The sequence below is a fragment of the Mycobacterium sp. NGS27 genome (genome assembly GCF_059813005.1).
In genome coordinates, this window is record NZ_JCALDT010000002.1 from 423,767 (window position 1) to 437,022 (window position 13,256).

General features: G+C 67.4%; 17 protein-coding genes. 14 read left to right on the forward strand and 3 right to left on the reverse strand.

All coding sequences use genetic code 11. From position 1 onward, the window contains the following. The first annotated feature begins 72 nt into the window (after positions 1–72). The 10 genes from AC5Y30_RS06615 to rraA all read left to right on the forward strand — a co-directional run bounded on the left by AC5Y30_RS06615 (position 73) and on the right by rraA (position 6,527). Positions 73–228 (forward strand): hypothetical protein, encoded by a 156-nt coding sequence (locus AC5Y30_RS06615; RefSeq protein ID WP_197694716.1) that lies wholly within the window; start codon positions 73–75, stop codon positions 226–228. Between the two features lie 148 nt (positions 229–376). Further along, complete coding sequence (locus tag AC5Y30_RS06620) at positions 377–1,000, forward strand: superoxide dismutase (protein WP_499917291.1); 624 nt, start codon at positions 377–379, stop codon at positions 998–1,000. 196 nt (positions 1,001–1,196) lie between these two features. Next, positions 1,197–1,730 (forward strand): peptidase, encoded by a 534-nt coding sequence (locus AC5Y30_RS06625; protein ID WP_499917292.1) that lies wholly within the window; start codon positions 1,197–1,199, stop codon positions 1,728–1,730. A 246-nt stretch (positions 1,731–1,976) separates the two neighbouring features. Then, positions 1,977–2,672, forward strand: a complete 696-nt coding sequence (locus tag AC5Y30_RS06630) for a TMEM165/GDT1 family protein (protein WP_499917293.1) — start codon at positions 1,977–1,979, stop codon at positions 2,670–2,672. 408 nt (positions 2,673–3,080) lie between these two features. Then, complete coding sequence (locus AC5Y30_RS06635) at positions 3,081–3,479, forward strand: transcriptional regulator (RefSeq protein ID WP_499917294.1); 399 nt, start codon at positions 3,081–3,083, stop codon at positions 3,477–3,479. Positions 3,480–3,609: 130 nt separating this feature from the next. Further along, positions 3,610–4,266: a DUF6474 family protein gene (locus AC5Y30_RS06640; protein ID WP_499917295.1), complete on the forward strand. Its 657-nt coding sequence runs from the start codon at positions 3,610–3,612 to the stop codon at positions 4,264–4,266. A 26-nt stretch (positions 4,267–4,292) separates the two neighbouring features. Further along, positions 4,293–4,961, forward strand: a complete 669-nt coding sequence (locus AC5Y30_RS06645) for a YcnI family copper-binding membrane protein (RefSeq protein WP_499917296.1) — start codon at positions 4,293–4,295, stop codon at positions 4,959–4,961. Continuing rightward, positions 4,958–5,458, forward strand: coding sequence for a copper resistance CopC family protein (locus AC5Y30_RS06650; RefSeq protein WP_499917297.1), 501 nt, complete (start codon positions 4,958–4,960; stop codon positions 5,456–5,458). Before AC5Y30_RS06645 ends, AC5Y30_RS06650 begins: the two co-directional genes overlap by 4 nt. Before the next feature lie 113 nt (positions 5,459–5,571). Continuing rightward, positions 5,572–6,024, forward strand: coding sequence for an Rv3852 family protein (locus AC5Y30_RS06655; RefSeq protein WP_499917298.1), 453 nt, complete (start codon positions 5,572–5,574; stop codon positions 6,022–6,024). 17 nt (positions 6,025–6,041) lie between these two features. Further along, entirely contained in the window at positions 6,042–6,527 is a 486-nt protein-coding gene (rraA, locus tag AC5Y30_RS06660) for a ribonuclease E activity regulator RraA (RefSeq protein WP_499917299.1), read from the forward strand. 3 nt (positions 6,528–6,530) lie between these two features. Here the strand turns inward: rraA and AC5Y30_RS06665 are convergent, their stop codons facing one another. After that, positions 6,531–8,000 (reverse strand): flavin-containing monooxygenase, encoded by a 1,470-nt coding sequence (locus tag AC5Y30_RS06665; protein WP_499917300.1) that lies wholly within the window; start codon positions 7,998–8,000, stop codon positions 6,531–6,533. A gap of 77 nt (positions 8,001–8,077) precedes the next feature. Between AC5Y30_RS06665 and AC5Y30_RS06670 the strand changes: the two genes are divergently transcribed. From AC5Y30_RS06670 to AC5Y30_RS06680, 3 genes are all read left to right on the forward strand, one after another. Continuing rightward, positions 8,078–8,716, forward strand: a complete 639-nt coding sequence (locus tag AC5Y30_RS06670) for a TetR/AcrR family transcriptional regulator (RefSeq protein ID WP_499917301.1) — start codon at positions 8,078–8,080, stop codon at positions 8,714–8,716. Positions 8,717–8,746: 30 nt separating this feature from the next. After that, positions 8,747–9,952, forward strand: coding sequence for a DNA polymerase IV (gene dinB / locus AC5Y30_RS06675; RefSeq protein WP_499917302.1), 1,206 nt, complete (start codon positions 8,747–8,749; stop codon positions 9,950–9,952). Between the two features lie 151 nt (positions 9,953–10,103). Beyond that, positions 10,104–10,859 (forward strand): YoaK family protein, encoded by a 756-nt coding sequence (locus tag AC5Y30_RS06680; RefSeq protein ID WP_499917303.1) that lies wholly within the window; start codon positions 10,104–10,106, stop codon positions 10,857–10,859. Between the two features lie 9 nt (positions 10,860–10,868). Here AC5Y30_RS06680 and AC5Y30_RS06685 read toward each other — a convergent pair whose 3' ends face one another. Further along, the gene (locus AC5Y30_RS06685; protein WP_499917304.1) at positions 10,869–11,876 is read right to left on the reverse strand and encodes a PHP domain-containing protein; all 1,008 of its coding nucleotides are present in this window, start codon (positions 11,874–11,876) and stop codon (positions 10,869–10,871) included. Positions 11,877–11,898: 22 nt separating this feature from the next. Further along, complete coding sequence (locus tag AC5Y30_RS06690; RefSeq protein WP_499917305.1) at positions 11,899–12,339, reverse strand: hypothetical protein; 441 nt, start codon at positions 12,337–12,339, stop codon at positions 11,899–11,901. Between the two features lie 51 nt (positions 12,340–12,390). Between AC5Y30_RS06690 and AC5Y30_RS06695 the strand changes: the two genes are divergently transcribed. Continuing rightward, entirely contained in the window at positions 12,391–13,242 is an 852-nt protein-coding gene (locus tag AC5Y30_RS06695; protein WP_499917306.1) for an LLM class F420-dependent oxidoreductase, read from the forward strand. Positions 13,243–13,256 lie beyond the last annotated feature (14 nt).

Here is a 13,256-nt window from a genome sequence, read left to right on the forward strand (position 1 = left end):
TATGATCGCGTTCGCGAAATGTATTTGTGACTCACCTCACTGAGACGGGGTGACTGGGGTGGAAGGCGACTGATGGCCACGCATTCGTTCGGTCCGGCTGCACCGGACCCGTCGAAGTCGTACTGCGGTTCGGCGGCGTGGAATCACAGCTACAGCATCGCCGCACTGCGCGCCGGGTTGATCGCCCTGGCGTTGCTCGCGGTGCTCGTGATCATCGTCTTGTCTTGAATTTCCGCCGAGCGGGTATCCGCGTCTCGGCTCACAAGCGTCGTTCTTGCGGAGCGCGCGGCCATGGAGCAGGGTTGATAACGGCTGGCCGCCGTGAGGCGGTCCCGCGCGACTGAGCGTCAAGACGACAACCGAAGAAAGGAACGCCGTGGCTGAATACACCCTGCCCGACTTGGACTGGGACTATGCAGCGTTGGAACCGCACATCTCGGGGCAGATCAACGAGATCCACCACAGTAAGCACCACGCCACTTACGTCAAAGGTGTGAACGACGCTCTGTCCAAGCTCGAAGAGGCCCGCGCCAATGAGGACCATGCTGCGATCTTCCTGAACGAAAAGAACCTCGCTTTCCACCTGGGCGGTCACGTCAACCACTCGATCTGGTGGAAGAACCTGTCGCCGGACGGCGGCGACAAGCCGACTGGCGAATTGGCCGCCGCGATCGACGACGCGTTCGGATCCTTCGACCGCTTCCGCGCGCAGTTCAGCGCCGCCGCCAACGGCCTGCAGGGGTCGGGCTGGGCGGTCCTGGGCTATGACACCCTCGGCAACCGGCTGCTGACCTTCCAGCTGTACGACCAGCAGGCCAACGTTCCGCTGGGCATCATCCCCTTGCTGCAGGTCGACATGTGGGAGCACGCCTTCTACCTGCAGTACAAGAACGTCAAGGCGGATTACGTGAAGGCCTTCTGGAACGTCGTCAACTGGGCGGACGTGCAGAAGCGCTACGCGGCTGCGACGTCGCAAACGCAGGGCCTGATTTTCGGCTGAGTTTCATCTCCATCGGCGGGGGCGTCGCGCGGTAGGCGCGGCGTCCCCGTCGTTTCTGACCAGTGATCGACTGCCGGAAAGCGCGCGTGCGCCGCAGACCGTGTCGTGTTGCACCGCGCCTAAACCGCAGGCATGCTTAATTATTCGGGCTTACCAGTGTGGTTATTCCAAGCGGAGGCGTCGCGCGGAGGTCGAAATGGAAACTGGGTCGGACGGACCTATCGGGATTTCCCCGTTCCATTCCCGCGGGGCCTTGAAAGGGTTCGTGATCTCCGGGCGCTGGCCCGACTCGACCAAAGAATGGGCTCAGCTGCTCATGGTCGCGGTCAGAGTCGCGTCTTTGCCCGGATTGCTTTCCACCACAACGGTCTTCGGAGCCCGTGAGGAATTGCCGGACGAGCCCGAGCCCGGCACGGTTGGGCTGGTGCTGGCCGAGGGCACGGTATTCGGTGAATCCGCTATCCAGCCGGGCTATTTCGCAGATCATCAACCGCCGGCCCTGCTGATGCTGCACCCGCCCTCGGAAACGACGCCGTCACTGCCCGAATGCACCGGGGCGGCCTCGGGGTGCGTATTGCTGCCCGGGTTGCCATATCTGGGACTCGAGCATCGGGCGGCCTGGGTGGAGGCGGAAGCGGACGGCACCATCACCTCGATGGTGAGCCGGGTCGGCGTCGACCCGATCACTCACCCCGATACGGCAATACTGGCAATGCTGCTCGCCGCATAGCGAAATGCCCGGGAACAGTTCGGGTCTCGAATGCCGGAAATATGGCCGGCCGAACTCCGCTATCCCGCTGGCGGACGCCGAGCGGCCCCATTAGCCTGGGATCGTTAGCGAAGGGGAGTAGCCCCCAATCGTCGAGTCGACATACTGGCGCACAGCCCGGCCGGCGAACCGGTTCACCCGGTGGGCGAGACCTTCGACCGGAGTTCGACGACTTGTCGTCGACGACGTGTCGAAAGGTCGTCCGCCATGCTCGCCGCCACGCTGTTGACGCTCGGCGTGGTATTCGTCGCCGAGCTCGGTGACAGGTCCCAGCTGATCACCATGACCTACGCCCTGCGCTACCGGTGGTGGGTGGTGCTGAGCGGGGTGGCGCTCGCCGCTTTCACAGTGCACGGAGTGTCGGTGACCGTCGGCCACTTCCTGGGCGCTGCCCTGCCGGCGCGGCCGCTCGCCTTCGTGTCGGCGTTCGCGTTCGTCGCGTTCGCGGTATGGGCTTGGCGTGAGGGCGCGGCGACCGACGAGGCGGTGTCGCAGCAGCGCGACCCGCGATTCGCCTTCCTGACCGTGGTGTCGTCGTTCGCGCTCGCGGAGGTGAGCGACAAGACCGCGTTGGCGACCGTGACGTTGGCCAGCGATCACGACTGGATAGGGGTGTGGCTCGGCTCGACGGTGGGCATGGTGCTGGCCGACGGTTTGGCGATCGCCGCGGGACGGTTGCTGCACCGGCGCCTGCCGGAGAAACTGCTGCACGCAGCGGGCGGCCTGCTCTTCCTCGCCTTCGGGCTGTGGATGCTGTTCGACAGCGCGCTGGGCTGGCGCTGGGTGGCCGTCGCCGCGACCATCGCCGTGGCGGTCATCGCGGCCGTAATCGCGGTCGCGCAAACGCTGCGGCGCCGCCGAACCGTCGCGGCAATCGGCGCGGGGCGGCCCGGTACCGGCTAAGTTAACGACGCCTCGCCCATCGACGTTCGGGTGCCGTTTCCCGGGCACGGAAGCGCCTTTTCGCACTCGGCAGCAAAGGGCGTGCCGAATCGCCCCAGGTTGCTGATTCGTTGCGGAGCGATCGCCCAGCACCGCGCGACATATTATCGCACCCGTCAGCGGGGCATTCGCCCGCCACGTCGCGACGACCGCCGAATTCTGCGGATAACCTGTGAGTTCCATAGATTTAGTGGACACCCCAGCGAATCAGTTAGACGCTCGTCAAGTGAGGAATTGGTAGCCGCCAGCTATGCCGGGCGGCGTTCCCCGGGGGTTTGCACCTGGCTAGGGTTACCAAGCCTCGCTACCATGGTCAGCAAATACACCTAGGTAATAGTTCACTTCTACAGCCAAGTGGAGGTCATATCGATGAGCACGACGTTCGCTGCTCGCCTGAACCGCCTGTTCGACACGGTGTATCCGCCCGGACGCGGGCCGCACACCTCTGCCGAAGTGATCGCGGCGCTCAAGGCGGAGGGCATCACGATGTCGGCTCCCTACCTCTCTCAGCTGCGTTCCGGTAACCGCACCAACCCGTCGACGGCGACCATGGCCGCTCTGGCCAACTTCTTCCGGATCAAGTCGGCCTACTTCACCGACGACGAGTACTACGAGAAGCTCGACAAGGAGTTGTCGTGGTTGGCCACGACGCGCGACGACAATGTGCGGCGCATCGCGGTGCGCACGGCCGAGCTTTCCCCCGAGGCGCAGCGTGAGGTCATGGAGCGGGTCAGCGAGCTACGCCGGGCCGAGCACCTGGACGCCTGACGTCCGCGCTGGCCGCCGGTTGTAGGGCCCGCCCTGGGGGGTTGCCGCCCGCCGATTCCGATTAGGGTTGGCTCAGCGGATCGCGTAAACGCGAGAGCTAATCCACGAGATAACCGGGAGGCGGCCGGGAATGGGCTTGTTCGGCAAGCGAAAGAGTCGCGCGACGCGTCGCGCTGAAGCCCGGGCGATCAAGGCCCGCGCGAAGCTCGAGGCCAAGCTGGCGGCCAAGAACGAGGTTCGCCGCGTCAAATCCGCGCAGCGGGCGGAGGCCAAGGCGCTGCGCGCGCAGCTCAAGGCGCAGCGAGACACCGACCGCAATGCACTGAAAGTCGCCGAGGCCGAACTCAAAGCCGTGCGGGAGGGCAAGATCTTCTCACCCACCCGAATCCGCCGGGTGCTGACGGTAGCTCGGCTGCTCGCCCCGATCCTCACCCCGTTGATCTACCGTGCGGCCGTCGCGGTCCGCGCGCAGGTCGATCAGCGCCGCGCGGATCAGCTCGGCATTCCCTTGGCCCAGATCGGCCAGTTCTCCGGTCACGGCGCCCAGCTGTCGGCCCGCATCGCGGGGGCGGAGAAGTCGCTGCGGATGGTGCAGGACAAGAAGCCCAAGGATGCCGAGACCAAGCAGTTCGTGTCCGCGATCGGCGAGCGGCTCACCGATCTGTCGGCGGCGATCACCGCCGCGGAGAACATGCCCGCCGCACGGCGCCGCGCGGCCCACTCCGCCATCTCGTCGCAGCTGGACGGGATCGAGGCGGACCTGATGGCCCGCCTCGGGCTGAGCTGACCACCCGCACGGAACGCAGCACCTTGATGTCAACGCGCAGCAGGTGGATCTCCCGCAGCCTGATCGCGACCCTCTCGGCCGTCGCGCTTTATCTCGGAACGGCGGCCCAAACCCCCGCCGCCTGGGCGCACGTGCACGCCAGCAGCGACAACGCGGTACGCGGGGCCATGGCGATCGTCACGTTCCAGGTGCCCAACGAATCGAACACCGGGGCGCTCACCACCGCGCTGACCGTCACGCTTCCCAACGTCGCCTCGGCACGCACCGAAAGCCTGCCCGGCTGGACGGCCAAGCTCGACCGGGACGCCGCGTCGGGCACCGTGCGTTCGGTGACGTGGACGGCCAACCTCACCGGCGGGATCGGGCCAGATCAATTCGGGCTGTTCCGGCTGTCGGTGAAGCTGCCCGACACCGATACCGTCAGCTTCCCCGCCACGCAGACCTACGCCGACGGAACCGTCGTGAAGTGGGACCAGCCACCGCTGCCCGACGGCAGCGAGCCGGAGCACCCGGTGCCCACGATCAGCCTCGCCACGGCCCCGGCGAGTGCACATCAACACCACGGGTCGCCCAGCCCCGCGCCCGCCGCGGCGCGGTCGACCGCGGCCGACAACACCGCCCGGCTGCTGGGGGGCGTGGCTCTGGTGGTCGCGGCCGCAAGCGTCGCGGTCGCACTGATCCGCCGCCGGGCATGAGGCGCCTGGCGGTTGGTGCGTGCGTCGCCGTCATGTTCGTGATCGCCGCGCTGACCGCGCCGGCCGCGTCGGCTCACGCCGCCCGCATATCCACCGATCCCGCGGCCGATGCGGCGCTGACGGCCGCTCCGCAGCGGGTGAGCGCCACCTTCAACGAGCAGTTGCAGACCACGTTCGCCGCCATGACGGTGGTCGGGCCCGACGGCAACGTGTGGTCCGAGGGCGAGCCCGCCGTGCAGGGCGCGGTGGTCGGCATTGCCCTGCGCGCGCTCGGGCCGGCCGGGACGTACACGGTGAACTACCGCGTCACGTCCGCCGACGGCCACGTGGTGTCCGGGTCGTGGTCGTTTAGGCTCACCGTGCCCGGGACCGGCACGCCGGGGCCCCCCGTGGCGGGTCCGGACGGCGGCGGCGCGCTCCCGGTCTGGCCGTTCGTGGCGGTCGCGGTGGCGCTCGTCGCCGGCGGCGCGTTGTGGGCGGCGCGGGGCCGACGGTAACAGCGGTGCCCGGCCACCGGCGACCGAGGTGCCCCGAGGCGTCCTGGCATGATGGGACCTTGAACCCGGCGAGCGAGGGCAACGACGACAGAGGAAGCTCAAGGAGCGGCCGCATGGCAGACCCGCAGGACCCAATCAACAGCGCACCCGACGGCGCCGTCACCCCGCCGGAGAAGAAGCCGCCCGCCGAGGCGGCGAAAAAGGCCGCCAAAGCACCCGCCAAGAAAGCACCTGCGAAAAAGGCGCCCGCCAAGAAGGCGCCGGCCAAGAAAGCACCCGCCAAGAAGGTGCCGGCAAAGAAGGCCGAACCCGCGCCCCCGGAACCCCCCGGGCGGCCGGCCGAGCAGCCGGTCGACGTGCAGCAGCGCGCGGAAAGCAATGGCGACCTGACCGCCGCCGCCAAAGATGCTGCCGCACAGGCGAAGTCCACGGTGGAGGCCGCAAACAACCCGGTCTCTCCCGCGGTCGCGGGCCCGGCGGCGGGTCAGTCTCCGGTGCCGCTCCTCGTGGCTCTGGCGGTGAGCCTGCTGGCCCTCCTGCTCATCCGCCAGCTGCGCCGCCGCTGAGCCCCAACGTGTCAGAAGTGACGGTGCCTTTCCGGCCGACGGCCGATCTCGTCGACAGCATCGGGGCCGACGTCCGCAGTTGCGACGTGCAATTCCGCCAGTTGGGGGGGCGGGCCGAATTCGCCGGGCCGATCCACACCGTGCGGTGCTTTCAGGACAACGCGCTGCTGAAATCGGTGCTCTCGGAGCCGGGCGGCGGTGGCGTCCTGGTCATCGACGGCGACGGCTCCCTGCACACCGCGCTGGTCGGCGACGTCATCGCCGAGCTGGCCCGCTCCAACGGCTGGGCCGGGCTGATCGTCAACGGCGCGGTGCGCGACTCGGCCACGTTGCGGGGCATGGACATCGGCATCAAGGCGCTGGGCACCAATCCCCGCAAGAGCACCAAGACCGGCGCCGGCGAGCGTGACGTCGAGGTCACCCTGGGCGGGGTCACGTTCGTGCCGGGCGAGATCGCCTACAGCGACGACGACGGGATCGTCGTCGTCGCGGCAGGACAGTGACCGCTAAACCGCCACCGGGGCCGGCTTTTTCGCGAACTTCAAGCCTTCGTCGTCGACCTTGCCGCGCCGGATCGTGCGCATGTCGACGAAGTAGTTCTGCTTGAGCCGCCACGGCGCCCGCGACCCCGACTTGGGCAACAGGTGCATCGAGCGCCGGAAGTAGCCGGGCGTGAAGTCCATGAACGGCAGCTCGTCGACGGCGTTGCCCGGATGCTGGGGCTCCACGAAGTCAAAACCCTTGGCGTCCATGTAGTTCAGCAACCGGCAGACGAATTCGGAGACCAGGTCGGCCTTCAGCGTCCAGGACGCATTCGTGTATCCGAAGGTGATGGCGAAGTTCGGCACGCCGGAGAACATCAGGCCCTTGTAGGTCATCAGCGACGTCAGGTCGATGTCCTCGCCGTTACGGGTCGGCTTCACCCCGCCCAGCAACTGCATGTTCAATCCCGTTGCGGTGACGATGATGTCGGCCGCCAACTCCTCACCCGAGGTGAGCTTGATACCGGTCTTGGTGAACCGATCGATGGTGTCGGTGACGACGTCGGCCTTACCGTGCCGGATGGTCCGGAAGAAGTCGCCGTCAGGTGCCAGGCACAGCCGCTCGTCCCAGACGTTGTAGCGCGGGCCGAAGTGCTTTTCGACGTCGTAGCCCTTCGGTAGGCGCCGCTGCGCCATGGTCATCAACGTCTTGCGCATGTAGCCGGGGGCCTTGCGGGACAGCTGATACTGAAAGGTGCTGAACGCGATGGCCTTCCACCGATTGGCCATGTGTGCGAGGTGGTCGGGCAGCAGCCGGTTGGCCTTGACGGCGAACGGATCGACCCCGGGCAGCGAGCCGATGTAGGTCGGCGAGCGTTGCAGCATCGTGACGTGCCCGGCACCCGAATTGACCAGGGCGGGAATCAGGGTGATCGCGGTGGCGCCGGACCCGATGACGACGACCCGCTTGCCCGCATAGTCGAGGTCCTCCGGCCAGTGCTGCGGGTGGACGATGGTGCCCCCGAAGTCGTCCGAGCCGGGGAAGGTGGGCGAATATCCCTCGTCGTAGTTGTAGTAGCCGGTGCAGGCGAACAGGAACGAGCACGTGATCTCGCTCTGGTGGCCGTCGTGTTCGACCGTCACGGTCCAGCGGTTGTCGGTGTCCGACCAGTCCGCGGCCACCACCCGGTGGCGGTAGCGGATGTTCTGCTCGATCCGGTTCTCGACCGCGGCCTCTTTGATGTAGGCCTTGATCGAGGCGCCGTCGGCGATCGACTTCGCCGAGCGCCAGGGCTTGAACCGGAAGCCCAGGGTGAACATGTCGGAGTCCGACCGGATGCCCGGGTATTTGAACAAGTCCCACGTCCCGCCCAGGTCGGCGCGCCGTTCGAGGATGGCGTAGCTCTTTGTCGGGCAGCGTTCCTGCAGGTGCCAGGCCGCGCTCACGCCGGAGATTCCGGCGCCCACGATGAGGACGTCTAGGTGCTCAGTCATGAGGCCCACGTTATCAACACCGTGTTGAGACAGTCAACAGTGTGTCGAAATTTTCAACACCGTGTAAAGTAGCGCCCGTGACTACCGTCGGTTCCGCCCGCACCCACCGAGGCAGGCGTTCGGCGCGCCCGTCTGGCGACGACCGTGAACTGGCCATCCTGTCCACCGCCGAGCGGCTGCTCAGGGAACGCGCGCTCGCCGACATCTCAGTCGACGACCTGGCCAAGGGCGCAGGACTGTCGCGGCCGACGTTCTACTTCTATTTCCCGTCCAAGGACGCGGTGCTGTTCACCCTGTTCGAGCGCGTGATCATGGAAGCCGACTCCGCGCTGGAGACCATGGTCGCCAATCCGCCCGCCGACTTGAAAGCGTTGTGGCGCATCGGGATCAACGTGTTCGTCGAGACGTTCGGGGCGCATCGGGCGGTGTCGCTGGCCGCCGACGCCGCGCGCACCAACAAGGACGTCGGCGAGCTGTGGTCGCGCTTCATGGAGAAATGGGTCGAGCACACCACCACCGTGATCGAAGCCGAACGCGCCCGCGGCGCCGCCCCGGTCACCCTGCCGGCCCGCAATCTCTCCGCGGCACTGAACCTGCTCAACGAAAAGGTCATGCTCAGCTCGTTCGCCGACGGGCGGCCGTCGGTGCCCGACGAGCAACTGCTCGACACGCTGGTGCACGTCTGGGTCAGCAGCGTCTACGGCAAGGCCTGCTGACCAGCACCTGTCGGCACCCTATGCGAACATGTGTTCGTGCGGAGTGATGCTTCCATCCTGCACGCGGACCTTGATTCGTTCTACGCGTCCGTCGAACAGCGCGACGACCCCACCCTGCGCGGCCGCCCGGTGATCGTGGGCGGCGGTGTGGTGCTGGCCGCGAGCTACGAGGCCAAGGCTTACGGCGTGCGCACGGCCATGGGCGGGTCGCAGGCGCGAAGGCTGTGCCCACACGCTGTCGTCGTGCCCCCACGGATGAGCGCGTATTCGCGCGCGAGTGACGCCGTCTTCGAGGTGTTCCGCGATTGCTCCCCGATCGTCGAAGCGCTGTCGGTGGACGAAGCGTTCCTCGACGTCGGCGGGCTGCGCCGGGTCAGCGGCACGCCGGTTGCCATCGCCGAGCGGCTGCGGGCCGACGTGCGCGACCGCGTCGGGCTGCCGATCACCGTCGGCGTCGCCCGCACGAAATTCCTCGCCAAGGTCGCCAGCCAGGAAGCCAAGCCCGACGGGCTACTGCTGGTGCCGCCCGATCAGGAGCTGACGTTCCTGCGGCCGCTGCCGGTGCGCCGGCTCTGGGGCGTCGGCGCGGTCACCGCCGAGAAGCTGCGCGCGCACGGCATCGTGACCGTCGCCGACGTCGCCGAGCTCAGCGAGTCTGCGCTGGGCTCCATGGTGGGCGGTGCGATGGGCCGCCAGCTGTACGCGCTGTCCCGCAATATCGACCGCCGTCGGGTGACCACCGGTGTGCGCCGCCGGTCCGTCGGCGCTCAGCGGGCGCTGGGACGCGCCGGAAAAACCATGTCGGACAACGATATCGACGCGGTGGTGGTGAACCTGATCGACCGCATCACCGGCCGCATGCGGGCGGCGAGGCGTACCGGTCGCACGGTGATCCTGCGGCTGCGCTTCGACGACTTCACGCGCGCGACCCGATCGCACACGTTGCCGTGGGCCACCTCGTCCACGGCGCCCCTCCTGGCAGCCGCACGCCAACTGGTCGCGGACGCCGCGCCGCTCATCGCTTCGCGCGGGCTGACGCTGGTCGGGTTCGCGGTGTCGGGCATCGACCGCAGCGGTGCCCAACAGCTGACGCTGCCGTTCGATGACGACAACAACCGACTCGCCATCGACGCGGCCATCGACCGCGTGCGGGATCGGTACGGCAAGTCCGCGCTGACGCCCGCGGTTTTGGTCGGCCGCGATCCGGGTACAGAGATCCCGCACCTTCCCGACTGATGTGTCGCCGGTGGCCTCGCTAGTTATTCGCTGCCACAAGACTTTTGGATGATGTGAGGTTGATTTGAATCAGCCTGGCGACACCGCTTGTGCGACAGCCCGATTGTTAGGCTGGCCAAAACCCGACCTCGAAAGTGAGCAACTGAATCCGATGCCGCCGCGCCAATCCCGCGACACCGGCCTGCCCCGCGAGGGTCTCCTACTCGGTTACAGCGCGTTACTCGCGTTGTCCGCCGGCTTCGTCAACGCCGTGGCGCTGCTGATTTTGGCGGTGCCCGTCGGTAATCTGACCGGGATCACCACCCAGCTGGGCATGAACACGGCCAACCCGTGGCTGTACGAAGGCCACGTGCTCGGCGCAATCTTTCTGGGCTTCTTGACGGGAGCGACCATAGCCGGGACGATCCTCGCACCCACCGATGCTCTGGCGGGCCCACGCCACGCCACCGTGCTCTTCCTCGAGGCAGCCTTGCTCGCACTCGCCGCGGCCGGAACCGCGGAGACCGTGGTCAGTGCACAGATCGACGCCCTGGGCATCGAGCGAACCGCGGTGCAGGCGCTGTTCGCCGCCGCGGCGCTCGGCCTGCAAAACGGGTTGACATCGAGCTTTCGCGGAATGGCGATCCGCACCACGCACTTCACCGGCACCGTCACCGACCTCGGGCTGATCCTCGGTCGCGGCCGCCTACACGGAATCAAGAACTGGAAAACGGCGATACTGGCGACGACGCTCGTGTTGTTTCTCGCCGGCGGCGTGGCCGGGATCGTGTTCGGGGCCCGGTTGGGGGGTTACGCGTTGCTCATCCCGGCCGCGACCTGCGCGACAGTCGGCGCCGCCAACCTGCTGCAGGGCGCCGGCCGCAGCGGCGCACCCGTTCCCGAGCACGCCGAACCGGCGCGGGTCTGAGCGGCCGCCTCAATTCGCGCCGGTCCACTCCAGCAGCCGCTCGGCGGGCCAGGTGTTCACGATCCGGTCGACGGGAACACCGGCGTCCAGCGCGCGCTGGGCGCCGTAACCCAAGAAGTCCAGCTGGCCGGGCGCGTGGGCGTCGGTGTCGATGCTGAACACGCACCCGAGCTCCAGCGCCAGGTTCAGCAGCCGGGACGGCGGGTCGCGGCGCTCGGGCCGGGAGTTGATTTCGACCGCCGTGCCGTGGTCGCGGCATGCCGTGAACACCGCCTCCGCGTCGAACTTGGATTCCGGCCGGATGCCGCGATTGCCCGACACCAGCCGGCCGGTGCAGTGACCGAGCACGTCGGTGTGCGGGTTGGCCACCGCGCGCAGCATGCGCCGCGTCATCGCCGGGGCGTCCATCGACAGCTTGGAATGCACGCTCGCCACCACCACGTCGAGGCGCGCCAGCAGCTCGGGTTCCTGATCGAGGCTGCCGTCGTCAAGGATGTCGACCTCGATCCCGGTCAGGATGCGCATCGGCGCGAACTGCTCCTGTAAACCCTCGATGACATCGAGCTGCTTGCGTAACTGCTCCGGCGAGAGGCCGTTGGCGATGGTCAGCCTCGGCGAATGGTCGGTCAGCGCGCAGTACTCGTGGCCCAGCGCCGCCGCGCTGGCCATCATCTCCTCGATCGGCGCCGAGCCGTCCGACCAGTTGGAATGCAGATGCAGATCACCGCGCAGCGCGGAGCGGATATCACCGCCACCGAGATCCTCGGCGCTGGAACGCAATTCGACCAACAGGTCCGGCTCGCGGCCGGACCACGCCTGGTCTATGACCTTGGCGGTCTTGGGGCCGATCCCAGGCAGCGTCTGCCAGCTGTTGGCCTGGCCGTGCCGTTCCCGGGTCGCTTCGTCGAGGGACTCGATGATGTCGGCCGCGTTGCGATAGGCCATCACCCGCCTGGGATCGTGCCGGCTCCGGTCCTTGAAGTAGGCGATCTGCCGTAACGCCGCTACCGGATCCATGACTCCAGTGTGCCCGCCCCGCTCACACGAGCTGGCCGGCGACGAATCCGGCGAGCAGCACGCCGAACCCGCCGATCTCCCCGGCGATCAGCGCCGCCATCGCCACCGCAACACTCCGATCGGCGTTTTCGAATTGGTTGACGGTGTCGCGCCGCGCTCCGTGGTAGATGTAGGCCAGGATCGCCGCCACGAAAAAGAAGACGACGACGCCGGCGGCCGTCAGGTTCACCCACACCGGCCAGGCGCTCAGCGCAACGAAGACGGCCAGCAGCAGCGTCGCGAACGAATACAGCAGCGCGGCCCGGTGCGCGATGTCGACGTACGGATGCGCAAGGTGGTTCTCCGACGTCATCATCTCGCGGTATTTCCAGACGCCCAGGATCAGCGCGAGCAGAAAGATCAGGCCCGCCGCCAGCAGGGTGATCTTGGTGTCTATTCCGAGGGAGCAACATGCAGCAGTCATCGCGCGCCTCAGTTTAGTTGCCCTTCATAAATACCGGCTAACGTCGTCGGCATGCGATTCGCTTTCAAGACTTCCCCGCAGAACACCACCTGGGCGCAGATGCTCGCCGTCTGGCAAGCGGCCGATGACATCGAGGTCTACGAGTCCGGCTGGACGTTCGACCACTTCTATCCGATCTTCTCCGACAGCAGCGGGCCCTGCCTGGAGGGCTGGACGACGCTGACCGCGCTCGCGCAGGCCACCAAGCGGCTGCGGGTGGGGACTTTGGTGACCGGGATCCACTACCGCCACCCGGCGGTGCTGGCCAACATGGCTGCCGCGCTGGACATCATTTCGAACGGGCGGCTCGAGCTGGGGATCGGTGCCGGCTGGAACGAAGAGGAGTCGGGCGCCTACGGCATCGAACTGGGCAGCATCAGGGAACGCTTCGACCGCTTCGAGGAGGCGTGCGAGGTGCTGACCAGCCTGCTCAGCCAGGAGACCACCGATTTCGACGGCAAGTTCTACCGGCTCAAGGGTGCTCGCAACGAGCCCAAGGGTCCGCAGCGGCCGCACCCGCCGATCTGCATCGGCGGCAGTGGGGAGAAGCGCACGCTGCGGATCACCGCCCGCTACGCCCAGCACTGGAACTTCGTGGGCGGGCCGCCCGACGTCTTCGCCCACAAGCGTGACGTCCTGGCCTCGCACTGTGCCGACATCGGCCGCGATCCCAAGGAGATCACGCTCTCGGCGCACCTGCGCCTGGAGCCGGACCTGGACTACGGGAAAGTCATCGAGGACGCGGCCGGGCTGGCCGCCGAAGGCTTGGATCTGGGCATCGTCTACCTTCCCCCGCCACACGACCCGGCCGTGCTGGAACCGCTCGCCGAGGCGATCCGCGACTCGGGCCTATGGGATCGGTGATGCCGTTTTCACGG